The following is a 17,260-nucleotide window of genomic DNA, read 5'->3' as shown; positions in this document are numbered from 1 at the left end:
AGGATTTCCTGCGCCACTGCCCCCTATCGTAAAAGGTAGCCAACATGCATATCGGATTTCTCGGCCTGGGCAACATGGGCGGCCCAATGGCCCGCAACCTGCTCAAGGCCGGCCACAGCCTGACCGTCTTCGACCCCTTCCCGCAGGCGGTCGCCGCCCTGGTGGAGGCCGGCGCCAGCGCCGCCGACTCACCCGCCGCCGTGGCCAAGGCCAGGGTTGAGGTGATCATCACCATGCTGCCGACCGCCGAGCACGTGAAGCAGGTCTATCGCGGCAAGGATGGCCTGCTGGCCAATATCGGCCCGGGCGTGCTGTTGATCGACAGTTCGACCATCGACCCGCTGAGCACCCGCGAGGTGGCCAAATACGCCCTTGCCCAAGGCAACCCGATGCTCGACGCGCCGGTATCCGGCGGCACCGGCGGTGCAGCGGCGGGCACCCTGACCTTTATGGTCGGTGGCCCGGACAGCGTGTTCGACCAGGCCCTGCCGATCCTCTCGGCCATGGGCAAGAACATCGTGCACTGCGGCGCGGCAGGCAACGGCCAGGTGGCCAAGATCGCCAACAACATGCTGCTCGGCATCTCCATGATCGGCGTCGCCGAAACCATGGCCCTGGGGGTGGCCCTCGGGATCGACGCCAAGGTGCTGGCCGGGATCATCAATACCTCCACCGGTCGCTGCTGGAGCTCGGAGGTCAACAATCCGTTCCCGGGCGTACTGGAAAACGCGCCGGCCTCACGGGGCTACAGCGGCGGGTTTGGCAGCGACCTGATGCTCAAGGATCTGGGCCTGGCCACCGAAGCGGCCAGGCACGCGCGTCAGCCGGTCGCACTCGGTGCCGTAGCCCAGCAGCTGTACCAGACCTTCAGCCTGCAAGGTCATGGCGGCCTGGACTTCTCCGCCATCATCAACCTGTTCCGCGGAGAAGCCTGAGCATGAGCGAGCAGCAAGCCCCGGTGCTGGCCAGCGTACGCAACCGTGTCGGCCACCTGACACTGAATCGGCCAAGCGCGTTGAACACCCTGGACCTGCCCATGGTGCGCCTGCTCTGCCGGCACCTGTGGGCTTGGGAGCAGGACCCGGAGATCGTCGCCGTGACCCTTCGCGGCGCCGGTGAAAAGGCCTTCTGCGCCGGCGGCGACATTCGAATGCTGTACGACAGCTACAAGGCCGGCGACAACCAGCACGAACTGTTCCTCGAGGAAGAGTACGCCCTCGACGAATACCTGCATGGCTACACCAAGCCAGTGTTGGCACTGCTGGATGGATTTGTCCTCGGTGGCGGCATGGGCCTGGCCCAGGCCGCCTCGTTGCGGGTGATCACCGAGCGCACGCGGATGGGCATGCCGGAAGTCGCCATCGGCTTTTTCCCCGATGTCGGTGGCAGCTATTTCCTGCCGCGCCTGCCGGGTGAACTGGGAACCTATCTGGGTATCACCGGCTGCCAGGTGCGTGCCGCCGATGCCCTCTATGCGAACCTTGCCGACTACTACCTGCCCAGCGAGCGGCTGGCCGAGCTGGATGCCTGCCTCGACCACCTGAACTGGACCGCTGCGCCCGTCGAAGACCTGCAGGACCTGCTCGCCGACATGGCCACCGAGCGACTTGCCGGTTCCGAGCTCAAGGCCTGTCGCCAGGCGATCGACGAGTATTTCGCCTTGCCCGATGTCCCGGCCATTCGCACCGCGCTGCAACGCGAACAACGCCCCGAGCTGCAAGACTGGGCCGAGCAGACGGTGAAGCTGCTCGACAGCCGCTCGCCATTGGCGATGGCCACGACGCTCGAGTTGTTGCGCCGTGGTCGTTACCTGAGCCTTGCCGAGTGCTTCGCCCTTGAATTGCACCTGGACTACCAGTGGTTCGACAGGGGCGACCTGATGGAGGGTGTGCGCGCCCTGATCATCGACAAGGACAAGTGCCCACGCTGGAACCCGCCAACCCTGACAGAGCTGGCACCTGCCCGCGTGCAAGCCTTCTTCAATGACTTTGAACGCGCCTCCGGCAAGCCCGTTCGCACCGCCTGATTGGCAGGAGACTTTGCAATGCACGATATCGAATTGACCGAAGAACAACGCATGATCCGCGACATGGCGCGCGACTTCGCCCGCAGCGAAGTCGCGCCGCATGCCCAGGCCTGGGAGAAGGCCAGCTGGATCGATGACGCCGTGGTGGCGCAGATGGGCGAGCTGGGTCTGCTGGGCATGGTCGTGCCGGACACCTGGGGCGGCAGCTACACCGACTATGTGGCCTACGCCCTGGCCGTGGAAGAAATCTCGGCCGGTGACGGTGCCCTCGGCGCGCTGATGAGCATCCACAATTCGGTGGGCTGCGGCCCCCTGCTGAAATACGGCACCCCCGCGCAGCAGGACAGTTGGTTGCCGCTGCTGGTCAGTGGTCAAGCGATCGGCTGCTTCTGCCTGACCGAGCCACAGGCCGGTTCCGAGGCGCACAACCTGCGCACTCGTGCCGAACTGCGCGACGGCCAATGGGTACTCAATGGCGCCAAGCAGTTCGTCAGCAACGGGGAGCGGGCCAAGCTGGCCATTGTCTTCGCCGTCACTGATGCGCAACTAGGTAAGAAAGGGCTGTCGGCCTTCCTGGTACCCACCGACAACCCCGGATTCGTGGTCGACCGACGCGAACACAAGATGGGGATCAAGGCCTCCGATACCTGCGCGGTGACCCTGAACAACTGCACCATTCCCGAAGCCAACCTGCTGGGCGAACGCGGCAAGGGCCTGGCCATTGCCCTGTCGAACCTGGAAGGCGGCCGCATCGGCATCGCCGCCCAGGCCCTGGGTATCGCCCGCTCCGCCTTCGAGGCCGCCCTGGGCTATGCCCGCGAACGCGTCCAGTTCGGCAAGCCGATCATCGAGCACCAGAGCGTGTCCAACCTGCTCGCCGACATGCACACCCGGCTCAACGCCACCCGCCTGCTGATCCTGCATGCGGCGCGCCTGAAAAGCGCCGGGCAACCGTGCCTGTCCGAAGCCTCCCAGGCCAAGCTGTTCGCCTCGGAAATGGCCGAACGCGTGTGCTCCAGTGCCCTGCAGATCCATGGCGGCTACGGTTACCTGGAAGACTACCCGGTAGAGCGCTACTACCGCGACGCGCGCATCACCCAGATCTACGAAGGCACCAGCGAGGTCCAGCGCCTGCTGATCGCCCGCGAACTGAGCCACTACGCGCTCTGACCTCCTCCAGCCGGGCACGACTGCCGCGTCCGGCTTTTCCCTGTCTTGCCCGTTGTGGAGTTGCTCATGCTCGGCTTGCGCAATATTTCCATCAGCCGCCGTCTGTGGCTGATTTTGCTGACCTCCATCCTGATGCTGCTGATTCTCGCCGGCCTGATGCTCAAGCAGAGCCATGACGACCTTTATACCGCCAAGGCGTTGAAAACCCGCCACGTGGTCGAGACCGCCGGCAGCATCCTGCGCCACTTCCAAGGCCTGGAAGGCCAGGGTCTCAGTCGTGAGCAGGCGCAGCAGCAGGCCATCGCTGTCATGCGCGACTTGCGCTACGACCGCGAGGATTACTTCTGGCTCGAAGACCTCGACACGCGAATGGTCATGCACCCCAATGCCAAGCTCGAGGGCAAGCGCATGGCCGGTACCCTCGATCCGGACGGCAAGGCGCTGTTCGACGAAATGGTCGCCACGGCCAAACGCGATGGCGCCGGACTGGTGCGCTACCGCTGGCCCAAGCCGGGTTCCGACGCGCCGGTGGAGAAGGTTTCCTACGTCGAATTGTTCAAGCCCTGGGGCTGGATTGTCGGCTCGGGCATCTACATAGACGACGTGCAAGTCGAGTTCCGCCGCCAGCTGATTCAGGCCTTCGTCATAGTGCTGACGATCGCCCTGCTGCTCAGTGCGCTGATCTTGCTGATTGCCCGCAGCATCGCCTCGCCACTGGCGCGGGTGGTCGATGCGATGGAGAACATCGCCAGTGGCGAGGCCGACCTGACCCGCCATCTGGATAACCGCTGGCGCGATGAACTGACCGAATTGAGTGGCCATTTCAACGTGTTCACCAACAAGCTGCGTGGCGTGATCGGTCAGTCCATACAGTCCGCCGACAGCCTGGACCAGGCTTCAAAGTCGCTCAGCGAAATCGCCGCCGAGAGCCAGAACCACAGCCAGCAGCAATCGCAGCAGATGGAGCTGGTCGCCGCCGCCATCCACGAAGTCTCCTACGCCGTGCAGGATGTGGCCAGGAACGCCGAACACGCTGCCAACGAAGTTAGCCAGGCCGAAGAGCAGGCACGTCGGGGCCAGAACAACATCGACACCAGCCTGCGCCAGATCGATCAGTTGTCCGATACCATCGGCCAGGCCGTCGAGGTGATCCAGAGCCTGGCCCGGGAAAGTACCCAGATCGGCAGCGTGCTGGAAGTGATCCGCGCCATCGCCGAGCAGACCAACCTGCTAGCGCTGAACGCCGCCATCGAGGCGGCGCGCGCTGGTGAACAGGGTCGCGGCTTCGCTGTGGTAGCAGACGAAGTGCGCCTGCTGGCCCAGCGCACCCAGCAGTCCACCGCGCAAATCCAGGACATGATCGAGCGCCTGCACGGCAACTCGCAAGCCGCAGTGGATGTCATCAATGCCAGCAGCCAGGCCGCTCGACAAACCGTGGAACAGGCCCACCAAACGGCTGAAAGCCTGCACCACGTAATCGGCGCACTGCGCAATGTCACTGAACTGAACGCCTCGATCGCCAGCGCCACCCTGGAGCAGTCACACGTGGTCGAAGACATCAACCAGAATGTGTCCCGCGCAGCCTCTCTGGCTCATGAAAATGCCCAGGCAGCAGACCGGTCCAGCGAGGCGAGCCAGGAACTGGGTCAACTGGCGGGTCGGCTCAATCGGCTATTGGGACAGTTTCGCGTATGAGGTGGATGAGCAACATGCAGCCCTCCAAAACCCTTTTTGCCGTGCCTGTCGACGAAGCGCGCAACACGCGTTACCTGGAAACGCGGCACAAGGCTGTCGAGCTGTTCGCCAGGCATGGTTTCAGCCGAGTCAGCATGCGCGACCTGGCCACTTGCCTGGGGATCACGGCCGGCTCCCTCTACAACCACATCGATAGCAAGGAGGCACTGCTGTGTGAATTGATCGAGGAGCTCTACGAAGCGTTGCTGGACGGCGCCAGCCTGGTGACCCGTCGCAAATCCGCCCCCACTGTACGACTGCAGGGCCTGCTTGAGGCGCACCTGAAGCTGCACGAGCGTATGGCCGCGCATTTCCGTCTGGCTGAGTACGACCTCCATTGTTTGAGCGACGAACAGCAAGACTCGATTCTGGCCCTGCGCCGACGCTACGAGCAGCACCTGGTGGAGGCCATAGAGCAACTCACCGGAAAACCGGCGGGCGCCACCCGACGCGCGACCGTAAGCGGCATCGTTTCCCTGCTCAATCAACTACCGGCCTGGGTTGGGCAGCCCAAGGCCGGCATCGGAGCACGCCGCAAGCTGCTGCATGAGATGGTGATGAGTACGCTGCAGGGCGCATTGCGGGCAACCGAGGCCGCAGACCTGGCGGCACTCGTTCACCCATCGCCCTCCCCCTTGGCACTTAAATAAGTACCTGATTCCGATACCCTCTGCCGGCAGCCGACAAACCCTCGGATTTTATTTTCTTACTCTCCCCTGGCCCCGATGTTCAGCGCTTCACGTCGGGCCAATCAGTCCTGCCACTGCACACCCCACCATAAGCTCCAGCCCTGCGGGCTTTGGGTCGGGTGCAAGGAGAATAAAAATAATGAATCCAGGTTTTACATCATCACTCAACCACTTGCTCGATGCTGCCACGGCTGGATCGCAGCGCGTCCCAGGCGTCGTCGCGGCCATAGTCGGGCGTGACGGTCTGGTCTATGAGGGTGCGTCAGGTCAAAGGACGCTCGGTCAAGCCCCCGCCATGACCACCGACAGCGTTTTCGCCCTGTTTTCCACGACCAAAGCGATAACCGCCACGGCGGTGCTGCAGTTGGTCGAGGAGGGTCGACTGGATCTCGACGCGCCTGCCAGGAACTATGTGCCGATGATCGGCGAATTGAAGGTACTCGAAGGGTTTGATAGCGACGGAACGCCTCGCCTTCGCGCCCCCAAAAAGCACATCACCACCCGAATGCTTCTGCTTCATACGGCAGGCCTGGGCTACGAGTTCTTCAACGAAAACTACAACAGACTCGCCCAGGAACAAGGACAGCCCAGCGTCATCAGCGGGTCGTTGGCGGCGCTTGAAACGCCCTTGCTGTTTGAGCCTGGTGAACAGTGGGAATACGGCTCCAACATGGATTGGGCTGGCCTGGTGGTCGAGGCCATCACCGGCAAACGTCTGGGTGAAGTCATGCAACAGCGTATTTTCGAGCCGCTGGGCATGACCGATACCGCCTTTACCATGACCCCGTCGATGCTCCAGCGCCGAGCCAGCATCCACCAGCGCGCAGAGGATGGATCGCTGAGCGCACTCGAGGATTTCATCCTCCCACAGGCCCCTGAAGTGCACATGGGAGGCCACGGCCTGTACTCGACCGTGAAGGATTACTGTCAGTTTATCCGTGCCTGGCTTAACGATGGACAAGGTGAACACGGACGGATCCTCAAACCGGAAACGATTCGGTTCGCGGAGAAAAATGGTCTCGAAAACCTGAAGGTAAAAGCCCTTCCCAGCGTTATCCCCAGTCTCTCCAACGCCGCAGAGTTCTTCCCGGGCATGCCCAAGTCGTGGGCGATGAGTTTCATGGTCAACGATCAAGACGCCCCCACCGGTCGCCCTGCAGGCTCCCTGGCGTGGGCCGGGTTGGCCAATCTTTTCTACTGGATCGACCGCAAGAACGGCATCGGTGGTTTTTGGGCCACCCAGATATTGCCCTTCGCCGATCCCGTTTCGGTCAAGGCGTATCTGGATTTCGAAACGGCGGCCTACCGCCATCTGACCCGCTGACCCACCCCCGATTCGATTCGGATCGCATGGAAGCCCCCCGGGGCTCCAGGCGACGGTGCAAGAAAACAATCCCTCTCCAAAAACCAACAAAAACAAAACAGGTGACTCATGGAGATCTCCACACGTACCCCTGCGCGCGTTCGGCCCCTGGTGCGCGCACTCGACACGTCAACGATCGGTGTCGGCCTCGCGCTGGCGATTCTGGCGGGCAACGCCCAGGCCATTGATGTGGACGCCGGCGAATACACCGCTGCGCTTCCAGCCGGCAGCAATATCGGTTTGCTTTACCTGCAGCATGCCCAGCGGCGGTCGCTTTACAGCGACGGCCACAAGGTGGCGATCAAAGCGGGGCTCGACTCGGATATCGGCATACTGCGCGCCGCGCATTACCAGCAACTGGGCGACTACACGCTCAATACGCAGTTTCTGTTGCCCTTCGGTCGCCTGGAAGGAACACGCGACAACGACTCGCTGGGACAAACCAGTGGCGTCGGCGATCTGATTCTGGCGTCCACTCTGTGGCTCGTGAATGACCCGGCAAAAAACCGCTACTGGGGCATTGCACCCTACCTGCACGTGCCGACCGGCAACTATGACCGCAACGATGCACTCAACCTTGGCGAAAACCGTTGGAAGTTGACGTTGCAGACCGGCTATGTAACCGGGCTCACTGAAAATTTTTCCCTGGACCTCACCGCGGACGTGACCTTCTTTGGCAAAAATGACGACCTCACGAGTCAAGACCTGACGTTGCGCCAGAAGCCGCTGTGGCAAGGCCAGACCTACCTGAGGTACGCGGTGACACCCAAGCTTTCGGTGCATGTCGGTGCGTCTCGACTCTGGGGTGGTGAGACGCGCATTGACGGGCAGGATCAGAACGATGAACCCGACACCGGTAAATACCGTGTCGGCTCATCCTACTGGATAACCCCGACCTTCCAGGCCCTGCTCAACTACGGGCAGGATGTCTCGGTCGACAACGGTTTCAAGGAAAACCAGCGAGTTAACCTAAGGCTGTTGTGGGTGTTCTGACCCACAGTGAATGGCACCGAGAGCCGGCTGGACACCGCTCCCGGTGCCCTCGTACCCCTCGAATCGCTAGCGCAGCCGGCGGTGCAAGGTCTGGGAGGGTAATTCACTGAAACGCTTGCGATAGATCCCGGCAAATTCACCCAGGTTCAGATACCCCCAGCGAAAGGCGACGGCCGAAACGGTGGTTCCCGATTGCGGATCCGCCGCCAGCAAATCGCGGTGCACGCCCTGCAATCGCTGCTCGCGCAGGAACGCACCGGGCGTCATGCCGCGAAAACGCGCGAAGGCACCACTCAATGTCCGCACACTGGTCCCTACCGCACTGGCCACCTCACCCATGGTCGGCAGGCACGCCGCATTGGCACTCATGAACTCTTCGGCAGCCCTGACATAACGGGGTGCAATCCGGTTCAGTGGACTATTCAAATCAAGCCCTGCCCGCCCGGCGCGGCCAGCCCATTCCTGCAGCATATGAACGCAAAGGCTTTGCTCCAGGTGAGTGCCCATTCGCCCTTCAGCCATGTGTTCGGGCGCCTCGGCAATACAACGAACCGTGTACTCCAGCAGACTCAGCCAGCTCGAACCCACTCCGCCGATGACGCACTTGTGTCTCCAGAACTGATCATCGGGCACGAACCCGAACCACTGCTGTGCCATCCGCTCCAGGACGGCATGAGGAATGGTCAGATTCAGTTGCAGGTGATCAGGGTCGAGGTCGACCCGGTAATCGACACGACTGCAATCGGCAACGAATGATTCACCCGTTGCCGTATCTTCAGTGACCGAACGCCGGCTCCAGTGCCGGGCATTGCCGCGAATGGTGGTGAGCAGCAGCGCATTCCCCGCTTCGGGCGAAAATTCATCGACGCTCACCGGCACGCCGTAGGCAAAACGAGTCAGCGTCAGCTCGCCAATCCTGGACGAATGCATGGTCGCGTGCGGCTTGATGGCCTGCCCTTTGGGTACCACACGGTAGGGCATATACATGCGATCCGACCAGTCGCTGATTTCATCCCACTCGGTTGAAAAACATTTGTGATGCGGGTGAATCGGCTTGCCGCTGGCATCGGCTAACAACGCATGTTCGAGAAGCATGGAGACACCTGTTTTTTATTTTTTTAGGGTCCATTTGATGCCCAGGCCTGCCACTCAGATCGACGGCAGGTAGGCCATCTCGTGTGACTCGCCCATCAGCAGCGGACGATTGAGTTTCGCACAGCTGCGCAGGTAGTCGGCCACCAGGGTAATCCGCTTGAGGTTGCGCAGGTCCTCACAATAGTACAGCCAGAACTGCCGGGTGACCTCCACCTGATCCGGCAGCACCTCGCACAGGCGCGGGTCGGGGCCCGCGAGGAAGCAAGGCAGGATCGCCAGCGCGCGCCCTTCCAGGGCCGCATGGTACTGAGCGACCACGCTGGTGCTGCGCAGGCGGCTGTGCGCGCCGAGCATCAGGTCGCTCAGGTAGAGCAGCTTGAAGCTGAAAGCCAGATCCTCGACGTAGGTCACGAACGGGTGACCGGCCAGGTCCTCGCGACAGCCGATCGGCGGATGATTGGCCAGGTACTCCGGCGTCGCATACAGGCGCAGGCGAAAGTCGCACAGCCGCGAGCACACATAAGGACCGCGCTCGGGCCGTTCCAGGGTGATGGCGATGTCCGCCTCACGCCGTGACAGGTTGACGAAGTGCGGGACCGGCAGAATATCCGCCGAGATATGCGGGTAGTGCTCGAGGAAGTGGCTCATCTGCGCTGCGATGAAACAGGATCCGAAGGCTTCGGTACAGCCGATGCGCAGGTGCCCGGCGTGCCCCCCGGTGGTGCCGAAAACCTGCTCGCAGGCTACCAGCAACGTACTTTCCAGGGATTCGGCATGGCCGACCAGACGCTGCCCCTCCACGGTCAGGACGAAGCCTGCGGTTCGCGATTTCTCGAACAACATGGCGCCCAGGCTCTGCTCCAGGGCGCGGATACGTCGCGCTACCGTGGTGTAGTCCACCCCCAGGCGGCGGGCTGCACCGCTGGCGGTACGGGCACGGGCGACCTCAAGGAAGAATCGCATGTCGTCCCAGTTCAAGTGACCTTGCGTTGTACTGATTTGCATATTCATCAGGCTTTCCTGCCGTACTTTGAGAGGGCCAGTGAATAAAAGCGCGGGCCAGATAGCGGGCAGGCGCCGCGCAACGCTCAATCGTCAGAACTGTTCGTCAGCAAGGCCATACAGCGGCGCACTGCCGGCGCGGATGCTGGCTTCCAGACTCAGCGTCCGTGGCAGCAGGCGGGCGAAGTAGAACTCGGCGGTGGCCAGTTTGGCAGCGTAGAACGACGGGTCCTGGTCGCGTCTGGACCGGGCCACGGCGGCCATGCGCGACCACATGTAGGCATAGGCGACATAGCCGAACAGGTGCAGGTACTCCACGGAGGCTGCGCCGACTTCGTTGGCATTGGCTTTGGCCCGCTCCATCAGCCAGCTGCTCAGGCCCTCAAGACGCTCCAGGGCCTGCAGCAGCTCGCCGCCATAGGCACTTTCGTGGTGCAGGGCGAAGTGGCGGACTTCCCGGGCGAACAGGTGCAGCGCAGCACCTTCGTTGGCCAGCACTTTGCGTCCGAGCAGGTCCAATGCCTGGATGCCATTGGTGCCTTCGTAGATCTGTGCAATGCGCACATCACGGACCAATTGTTCCTGGCCCCATTCGCGTATGTAGCCATGGCCGCCGAAAACCTGTTGGCCATTGATGCAGCTTTCCAGGCCGGTGTCGGTAAAAAACGCCTTGGCCACTGGCGTCAGCAGCGCAACCAGGATCTGCGCGCTATCGCGCTCGCTGGCATCGTCGGAAAACTTCGCCAGATCCAGTTGTTGCCCGACATAGCTGGCGAACGCGCGACCGCCTTCGGTCATGGCTTTCATGCCGAGCAACATACGCCGCACATCCGGGTGAGCGATGATCGGGTCGGCCGGTTTGTCCGGGGCCAAGGCACCGGTGGGAGCCCGCCCCTGGATGCGGTCGCGGGCATAGGCGACGGCGCTCTGGTAGGACGCCTCCGCGCAGCCGATGCCCTGAATGCCAATCGACAGGCGTTCGTAATTCATCATGGTGAACATCGCCGCCAAGCCTTTGTTCTCCTCACCGACCAGCCAGCCACTGGCGCCGTCGAAGTTCATCACACAGGTGGCCGAGGCCTTGATGCCCATCTTGTGTTCGATCGAACCGCAACTCACGGCGTTGGCCGCGCCGAGGGAACCGTCGGTATTGACCAGGACTTTCGGCACGACAAACAGCGAAATGCCTTTCGGGCCCGCAGGCGCGTTCGGCAGTTTGGCCAGTACCAGATGAACGATGTTCTCGGTCAGGTCCTGATCGCCCCCGGTGATGAAAATCTTGCTGCCGGTGATCTTGTAGCTGCCGTCTGCCTCAGGCTCGGCGCGGGTGCGGATGAGCCCGAGGTCGGTACCGGCATGGGCCTCGGTGATGCACATGGAGCCGGCCCAGCGGCCTTCATACATCGGTGGCAGATAGAGGCTTTTCAGGGCGTCGCTGGCGTGGGCGTCCAGCGCCAGGCAGGCACCGGAACTCAATGCCGAGTACAGTGCAAAACTTGAGTTGGCGCCGTAGAGCATCTCTTCGAACTGCACGCCCAGCATTTTCGGCATGCCCATGCCACCGAACACAGTGTTGCCGGACAGTCCCACCCAACCGCCTTCGATGTAGGTCGCGTAAGCCTGTTTGAAACCGATGGGGGTGGTGACCCGGCCCTCATGCCACTGCGCGCCCTCTTCATCGCCACTGCGATTGAGGGGCGCAATCAGGTGCGAGGTGACTTTTGCCGCCTCCTCAAGAATGGCGTCTGCCGTATCCGTGTCGATGCTGTCGGCCAACGCCGGCAGGCGCGCCCACATGGCCGGCGCATCGAACACTTCGTGCAGCACAAAGCGCATGTCGCGCAGCGGGGCTTTGAATTCGGGCATAACGTAAACCTCGTTGGGACGGTTGTGTCATGGGCAGGGCAGAGCCGAATTCGGCCTGCACGAACCCGCAGCAGCAGGTCAAACACCTGCTGCTCGATGGATGCAATGTCAGATGGGGTTAGAGCGCCTTGGCCCGGTCGCGCAACACATACTTCTGGATCTTGCCTGTGGAAGTCTTTGGCAAGAGCGTGAAGATCACTGTGCGCGGGACTTTGAATCCGGCCAGGTGCTCACGGCAGAAGCTGATGATGTCAGCCTCGCGAACGCCCTGGTGATCAGCCTTCAAGGTGACGAAGGCGCAGGGCGTTTCGCCCCATTTCTCATCGGGACGGGCGACCACGGCAGCTTCCATCACACCCGGGTGGCGATAGAGCACCCCTTCAAGCTCGATGGTGGAAATGTTCTCACCGCCCGAGATGATGATGTCCTTGAGCCGGTCCTTGATTTCGACGTAACCGTCAGGATGCCAGACTGCCAGGTCACCGGTGTGGAACCAGCCGCCTTCGAACGCTTCGGCAGTGGCGGTCGGGTTCTTCAGGTAGCCCTTCATGACGGTGTTACCGCGCAGGAAGATCTCGCCGATAGTCTGGCCGTCACGCGGGGTGGGCTCCAGCGTTGTGCAATCGCCGACCATCAAGCCCTCCAGCGTCGGGTAGCGCACGCCCTGTCGCGACTTGATCTGCGCCCTCTCCTCCAGAGAAAAATCATCCCATTCGGCGTGCCAGGCGCAGACCGTCACTGGGCCATAGGTTTCGGTCAGGCCAAATACGTGAGTGACCTTGATGCCCATCTCTTCGACGGCACCGATGACTTTGGCCGGTGGAGCAGCGCCCGCGACCAAGGCATTGACCGGGTGATCGATGGCCGCTTTCGCCGATTCGGGCATGTTCACCAGTGCATTGAGCACGATTGGTGCGCCGCACAGGTGAGTGACCTGATGCTCGCGGATCAGCGTGAGGATTTTCTGCGGATCGACCCGGCGCAGAAAAACGTGCACACCCGCCAGCGCAGTGATGGTCCATGGGTAGCACCAGCCATTGCAATGGAACATCGGCAGGGTCCAGAGGTACACCGGATGGTTGCCTATGGCCCAGGTCATCTGGTTGCCCAATGCGCTCAGGTAAGCGCCGCGATGGTGGTAGACCACGCCCTTGGGGTTGCCGGTGGTGCCTGAAGTGTAATTCAGCGAAATGGCCTGCCACTCGTCGCCCGGCCATTGCCAGTCGAATGCCGGGTCGCCTTCGGCCAACAGCGCTTCGTAGTCCAGGTCGCTCGCGGCCTGACCTTCACCGTACTCCGGGTCATTGACGTCGATCACCAACGGCGGGTGATCGAGCATGCCAAGCGCCGCCTGGATCACATCATGGAACTCGCGGTCGGTAATCAACACCTTGGCTTCGCCATGCTGCAGCATGAAAGCGATCGCTTCGGCATCGAGGCGGACGTTGAGCGGGTTGAGCACGGCGCCGATCATTGGCACACCGAAATGCACTTCAAGCATCTCGGGAATGTTGGGCAGCATCACCGCCACCGTGTCGTCCTTGCCGATACCGCGACCGGCCAACGCCGAGGCCAGGCGTCGGCAACGGGTGTAGGTCTGCGCCCAGGTACGGCGAATCGAACCGTGGATTACGGCGAGGTGATCGGGGTAGGTGCTGGCGGTGCGCTCGATGAAACTCAGCGGAGACAAGGCAATGTGGTTAACAGCCGAAGGGCCTAGGCCTTGGTCATAGATAGACATGTGCGGGTACTCGATGGCTGATTGTTAGCTCTATGGTTGACCTTCCAGCGTTGTCGCCGGGGTCACCTTCAAAGTCCGGATGACTTTATATAACATCTCGCCCTTGATATGGAAGTAAAACCTATAACGTATAGTATTTGTTCTATATCAACTTCTTTTAACTCCGAATCAATGCCGCCAACGCTCCAAGGCTGGTATATGCTTGGTTTCCCTGAAAAAGTGGACCCGCAATGACCCTGACGCCCGTTCGATTGCACAGCTGGTTGCGCCTGCAGCGCGAGGGTGTGCCTCTGGCCGCCCGGGCCGATGCGTTGTGTCGGGCACTGCAGGATTGCCCTGAGGTGCAGCGGGCGGTTTACCTGAGCTGGCAGCCCAATGCGCGGATCTACAGCCATGAAGGTGCCGCCCAGCATTTACCGCCGGGACTTGGCGACCCGGCGCTGGCCAGTGACCAATTGCTCTTCGAGCACCTGGTCGAGACAGGCCGCCTGGACCTGGCTCAAGTCCGTCAACTCGACTGCTGGTTGTCCGGCCGGTTGCGCCGGGCCGCGATCAGCCATGGCCAGGTATTTGATCTGGCCTTGCAACCGGGGCAGCCGGGCTTGTTGCTGGTGGAAGTGCGCGAGGGCGTGAGTCTCGACTGGCTGGGCTGGGTGCAGGATTTGCTGACGACGCTGCTGAGCAGCGTCAACGGCCTGCTGCGGGGTTCGCCACTGCTGGGTCACGATCCGCAACCGAGCCTGCTGCTCGATGCGCAAGGTCGACCGCTGGAGTTCAACGCGGCACTGATGGCGCTGCTCGCCGAGAAGTCACTGACCGATGTGTTGGGCTTTTTACCGGTCAATCATCGGGTGCTGGTTCGTGCTTGCCTGGACCAGCAACGCGCCGTCGAAGGTGTCGAGGCTCAGTTTGAAACGCAGATCCTGATCTGGACGTTCATTCCCGACCCCCTGGACAACCGGGTGCTCGCCCGTTGCCGCGACGCCACGGCTCAAGTGCTGGCGGAGCGTGAAGCGAGCACCGCACGACGGCTGTACCGTTTGATCATCGAAAACACCACCGACCTGATTTCCCGTCATACACCGCAAGGGCGCGTTATCGATGCGTCACCGGCCTCCTGGACCTTGCTCGGTTACTGGCCCGAAGAGTTACGCGGGCAAATGGCCCAGGGCCTGTTTCATGGCCAGGATCTGGCCGCTCTTGTACAGCGCGCGCGCGACGCGCTGGAGCAGGATGGCTATCACACCATGACGTATCGCATTCGCCATCGCGACGGCCATTACCTGTGGTTCGAAACGGCCAGCCGGGCGATCCGGGAAACCTACACCGGGGCGGTGGTCGAAATCGTCAGTGTATCCCGGGACATCACGGCTCGAGTGCAGGCCGAGGAGAACAAGCGACGTCTGGCCGAAGTGGTCGAGGCCAACATCGATCCGGTGTTGTTCATCGCTCCCGAGGGCCAAGTCACTTACCTCAATCCAGCCGCGCGACACATCCTCGGGATTGATGAGCAACAACCCATGCCGGCCCTGACCGCGTTGTTCGCAAGCGGCGACCTTGCGCGCCTGCAACGCGATGGCTGGAGGCGCGCCGAGCGCGACGGAGTCTGGAGCACCGATGCGCGGTTGCAACCGCCGGGCGGTGGCACATCGGTGCCGGTGTCGCTGGTACTGCTGGCGCACCGTTCCACTGGCGGCGAGCGTTACTACTCATTGGTCGCCCGCGACATGACCGAGCGCGAGCTGCGGGAAGTGCAACAGCGCCGTCATCAGGACGAACTGGCACACACTGCGCGGCTGGTCACACTCGGTGAGCTGGCCTCGGGGATCGCCCACGAAATCAACCAGCCGCTGGCTGCCGTGGTCAATTATGCGAATGCAAGCCAGCGCTATCTACAGACACTGGATTCCAATCCCCAGGCCGCTGCAAGAGTGACCCAGGGTCTGGAACGCATTACCCATCACGCCACCCACGCCTCCGAAGTGATCCGGCGCTTACGCTCCTTTTTGCGCAAGGGACAGCGTCGCATGCAGGCGCTGAACTTGACCGATGTCGCCCGCGAAGCCGTGCGTTTGTGTGCCTGGGAAGCAAGCAATTGCCAAGTGACAATCGAGGATCGACTGCCGGATAATCTGCCTCCCGTTTATGCCGACCGCGTGTTGCTGGAACAGGTGCTGCTCAATTTGTTGCGCAACGCCATCGACGCCAACCGTGAGCAACATCCCGGGCAACCCTCTCTGATCGTGATGGCCGTGGAGCATGGCAGTGGCGCCTGCGTGGAAATCAGTGTGCGAGACCAGGGGCCGGGCGTCAGCGAGCCGGAACTGGAGCAGATATTTACCCCGTTTTACACCAGCAAGGCCGATGGCCTGGGGCTCGGTCTGTCCATGAGCCGTAGCATCATCGAGGGTTTCGGTGGCGAATTGAATGCCCGGCGCCAACCTGTCGGGCTACTGATGTGTTGCCGCTTGCCGCTTGCCGGCCCAACAAAACAACAATAGGAATCAGGTAATGGCAGGTGTAACGGAGCACGTTGTGTACGTGGTCGATGATGACCAGGGCATGCTCGAATCGACGGTCTGGTTATTGGAGTCAGTCGGGCTCAAGGCCTTGCCGTTTACCAGTGGTGTCGCATTCCTCGATGCCTGCGATGCAAGCCTCGATGCCTGTGTGCTGCTGGACGTTCGCATGCCCGGTATGGGCGGGTTGAACGTGCAGGAAGAAATGCGTGTGCGCCAACTGAACCTGCCGATCATCTTCGTCAGCGGGCATGCGGATGTGCCGATCGTGGTGCGCGCGTTCAAGGCCGGTGCCCATGATTTTATCGAGAAGCCCTACAACGAACAGCTGTTGCTGGACAGCGTGCAACAGGCGCTCAGCAACTGTGCCGCCAACCGTTCGGGCAACCAGGGCCACGAAGCCTTGCAGGCGCGCTTGCAGACCTTGACCCCGCGGGAGCGCGATATCCTGTTGCCGCTGGTGCAGGGTTACACCACCCGCGAAATCGCGGAGCAACTGGGCGTGAGTGCAAAAACCATCGATCTGTACCGCGCACGCGTCATGAAACGCATGCAGGCCAACACGTTGCCGGACCTGGTGGGCATGGCCATCGCGGCACAGATGGTCGATCCGCTGAAGTTGCGCTGACCGGTTGAATCCACAATCAAAAGCAGGCGTTCGGCAGTTGAATCAAGGATGCTTGCCCATCAAATGCCCACGGGCTTCGGGGCCTCGCCCGGTTGCAGTCATCACTTTTTCTCTTCAGCAATCTTCAGATCGCAAAATCAAAAGATCGCAGCCTTCGGCAGCTCCTACAGGGGAACGCGTGCACCACCAAACAACGAGGTCGAGCGTTAGCTCTCCTCGCGGTGCTGTTGCGGTGCATGCCCCCTCGAGAGGCCGTGCGCGGCGGGCTCTGTAGGAGCGAGCTTGCTCCGGGCGGCGTTCCGACGAAAAACCTGAGAGCACCGCGGTGTGTCAGGCTCCCCGCATCATCGTTGACCTCCATCGCGAGCAAGCTCGCTCCTACAGGTATCGGGTTCCCCGCAATTACGTGAACAACCAAAAAAAGCCCTGGAAAA

At 61.8% G+C, this 17,260-nt stretch carries 13 protein-coding genes; 9 read left to right on the top strand and 4 right to left on the bottom strand.

The window, feature by feature from the left end; translation table 11 throughout:
- Positions 1-44 precede the first annotated feature (44 nt).
- The 7 genes from mmsB (at position 45) to AB7M25_RS12775 (ending at position 7,975) form a co-directional block, all read left to right on the top strand.
- Complete coding sequence (gene mmsB, locus AB7M25_RS12805) at positions 45-935, top strand: 3-hydroxyisobutyrate dehydrogenase (protein WP_429384619.1); 891 nt, start codon at positions 45-47, stop codon at positions 933-935.
- Positions 936-937: 2 nt separating this feature from the next.
- Positions 938-2,026, top strand: a complete 1,089-nt coding sequence (locus AB7M25_RS12800) for an enoyl-CoA hydratase/isomerase family protein (RefSeq protein WP_429560683.1) — start codon at positions 938-940, stop codon at positions 2,024-2,026.
- A gap of 18 nt (positions 2,027-2,044) precedes the next feature.
- The gene (locus tag AB7M25_RS12795; protein WP_454237405.1) at positions 2,045-3,196 is read left to right on the top strand and encodes an acyl-CoA dehydrogenase family protein; all 1,152 of its coding nucleotides are present in this window, start codon (positions 2,045-2,047) and stop codon (positions 3,194-3,196) included.
- A 66-nt stretch (positions 3,197-3,262) separates the two neighbouring features.
- Positions 3,263-4,891 (top strand): methyl-accepting chemotaxis protein, encoded by a 1,629-nt coding sequence (locus tag AB7M25_RS12790; protein WP_454237404.1) that lies wholly within the window; start codon positions 3,263-3,265, stop codon positions 4,889-4,891.
- 5 nt (positions 4,892-4,896) lie between these two features.
- Positions 4,897-5,580, top strand: a complete 684-nt coding sequence (locus tag AB7M25_RS12785) for a TetR/AcrR family transcriptional regulator (RefSeq protein WP_454237403.1) — start codon at positions 4,897-4,899, stop codon at positions 5,578-5,580.
- 178 nt (positions 5,581-5,758) lie between these two features.
- A complete protein-coding gene (locus AB7M25_RS12780) occupies positions 5,759-6,943 on the top strand; it encodes a serine hydrolase domain-containing protein (protein WP_429560687.1) in 1,185 nt (394 codons plus the stop codon).
- A gap of 108 nt (positions 6,944-7,051) precedes the next feature.
- The gene (locus AB7M25_RS12775; RefSeq protein WP_429384632.1) at positions 7,052-7,975 is read left to right on the top strand and encodes a transporter; all 924 of its coding nucleotides are present in this window, start codon (positions 7,052-7,054) and stop codon (positions 7,973-7,975) included.
- A 66-nt stretch (positions 7,976-8,041) separates the two neighbouring features.
- Here AB7M25_RS12775 and AB7M25_RS12770 read toward each other — a convergent pair whose 3' ends face one another.
- The 4 genes from AB7M25_RS12770 to AB7M25_RS12755 all read right to left on the bottom strand — a co-directional run bounded on the left by AB7M25_RS12770 (position 8,042) and on the right by AB7M25_RS12755 (position 13,679).
- On the bottom strand, positions 8,042-9,070 hold the full coding sequence (locus AB7M25_RS12770) for an AraC family transcriptional regulator (protein WP_429384634.1): 1,029 nt from the start codon (positions 9,068-9,070) through the stop codon (positions 8,042-8,044).
- Positions 9,071-9,124: 54 nt separating this feature from the next.
- The gene (locus tag AB7M25_RS12765) at positions 9,125-10,081 is read right to left on the bottom strand and encodes a LysR family transcriptional regulator (protein ID WP_104448525.1); all 957 of its coding nucleotides are present in this window, start codon (positions 10,079-10,081) and stop codon (positions 9,125-9,127) included.
- 84 nt (positions 10,082-10,165) lie between these two features.
- Positions 10,166-11,938, bottom strand: a complete 1,773-nt coding sequence (locus AB7M25_RS12760) for an acyl-CoA dehydrogenase C-terminal domain-containing protein (RefSeq protein WP_429518700.1) — start codon at positions 11,936-11,938, stop codon at positions 10,166-10,168.
- Positions 11,939-12,056: 118 nt separating this feature from the next.
- Positions 12,057-13,679: an acyl-CoA synthetase gene (locus AB7M25_RS12755; RefSeq protein WP_429518702.1), complete on the bottom strand. Its 1,623-nt coding sequence runs from the start codon at positions 13,677-13,679 to the stop codon at positions 12,057-12,059.
- Between the two features lie 230 nt (positions 13,680-13,909).
- On the opposite strand from AB7M25_RS12755, the gene AB7M25_RS12750 reads away from it, so the two are divergent.
- Both AB7M25_RS12750 and AB7M25_RS12745 read left to right on the top strand, forming a co-directional pair.
- Positions 13,910-16,180: a PAS domain-containing sensor histidine kinase gene (locus AB7M25_RS12750; protein WP_429384643.1), complete on the top strand. Its 2,271-nt coding sequence runs from the start codon at positions 13,910-13,912 to the stop codon at positions 16,178-16,180.
- A 10-nt stretch (positions 16,181-16,190) separates the two neighbouring features.
- Complete coding sequence (locus AB7M25_RS12745) at positions 16,191-16,826, top strand: response regulator transcription factor (RefSeq protein WP_429518704.1); 636 nt, start codon at positions 16,191-16,193, stop codon at positions 16,824-16,826.
- The last annotated feature ends 434 nt before the right edge of the window (positions 16,827-17,260 follow it).

The organism is Pseudomonas sp. AP3_22 TE3818 (genome assembly GCF_053628995.1).
Note: the sequence above shows the minus strand (reverse complement) of the source record. Positions and strands in the feature narration are given on the sequence as shown.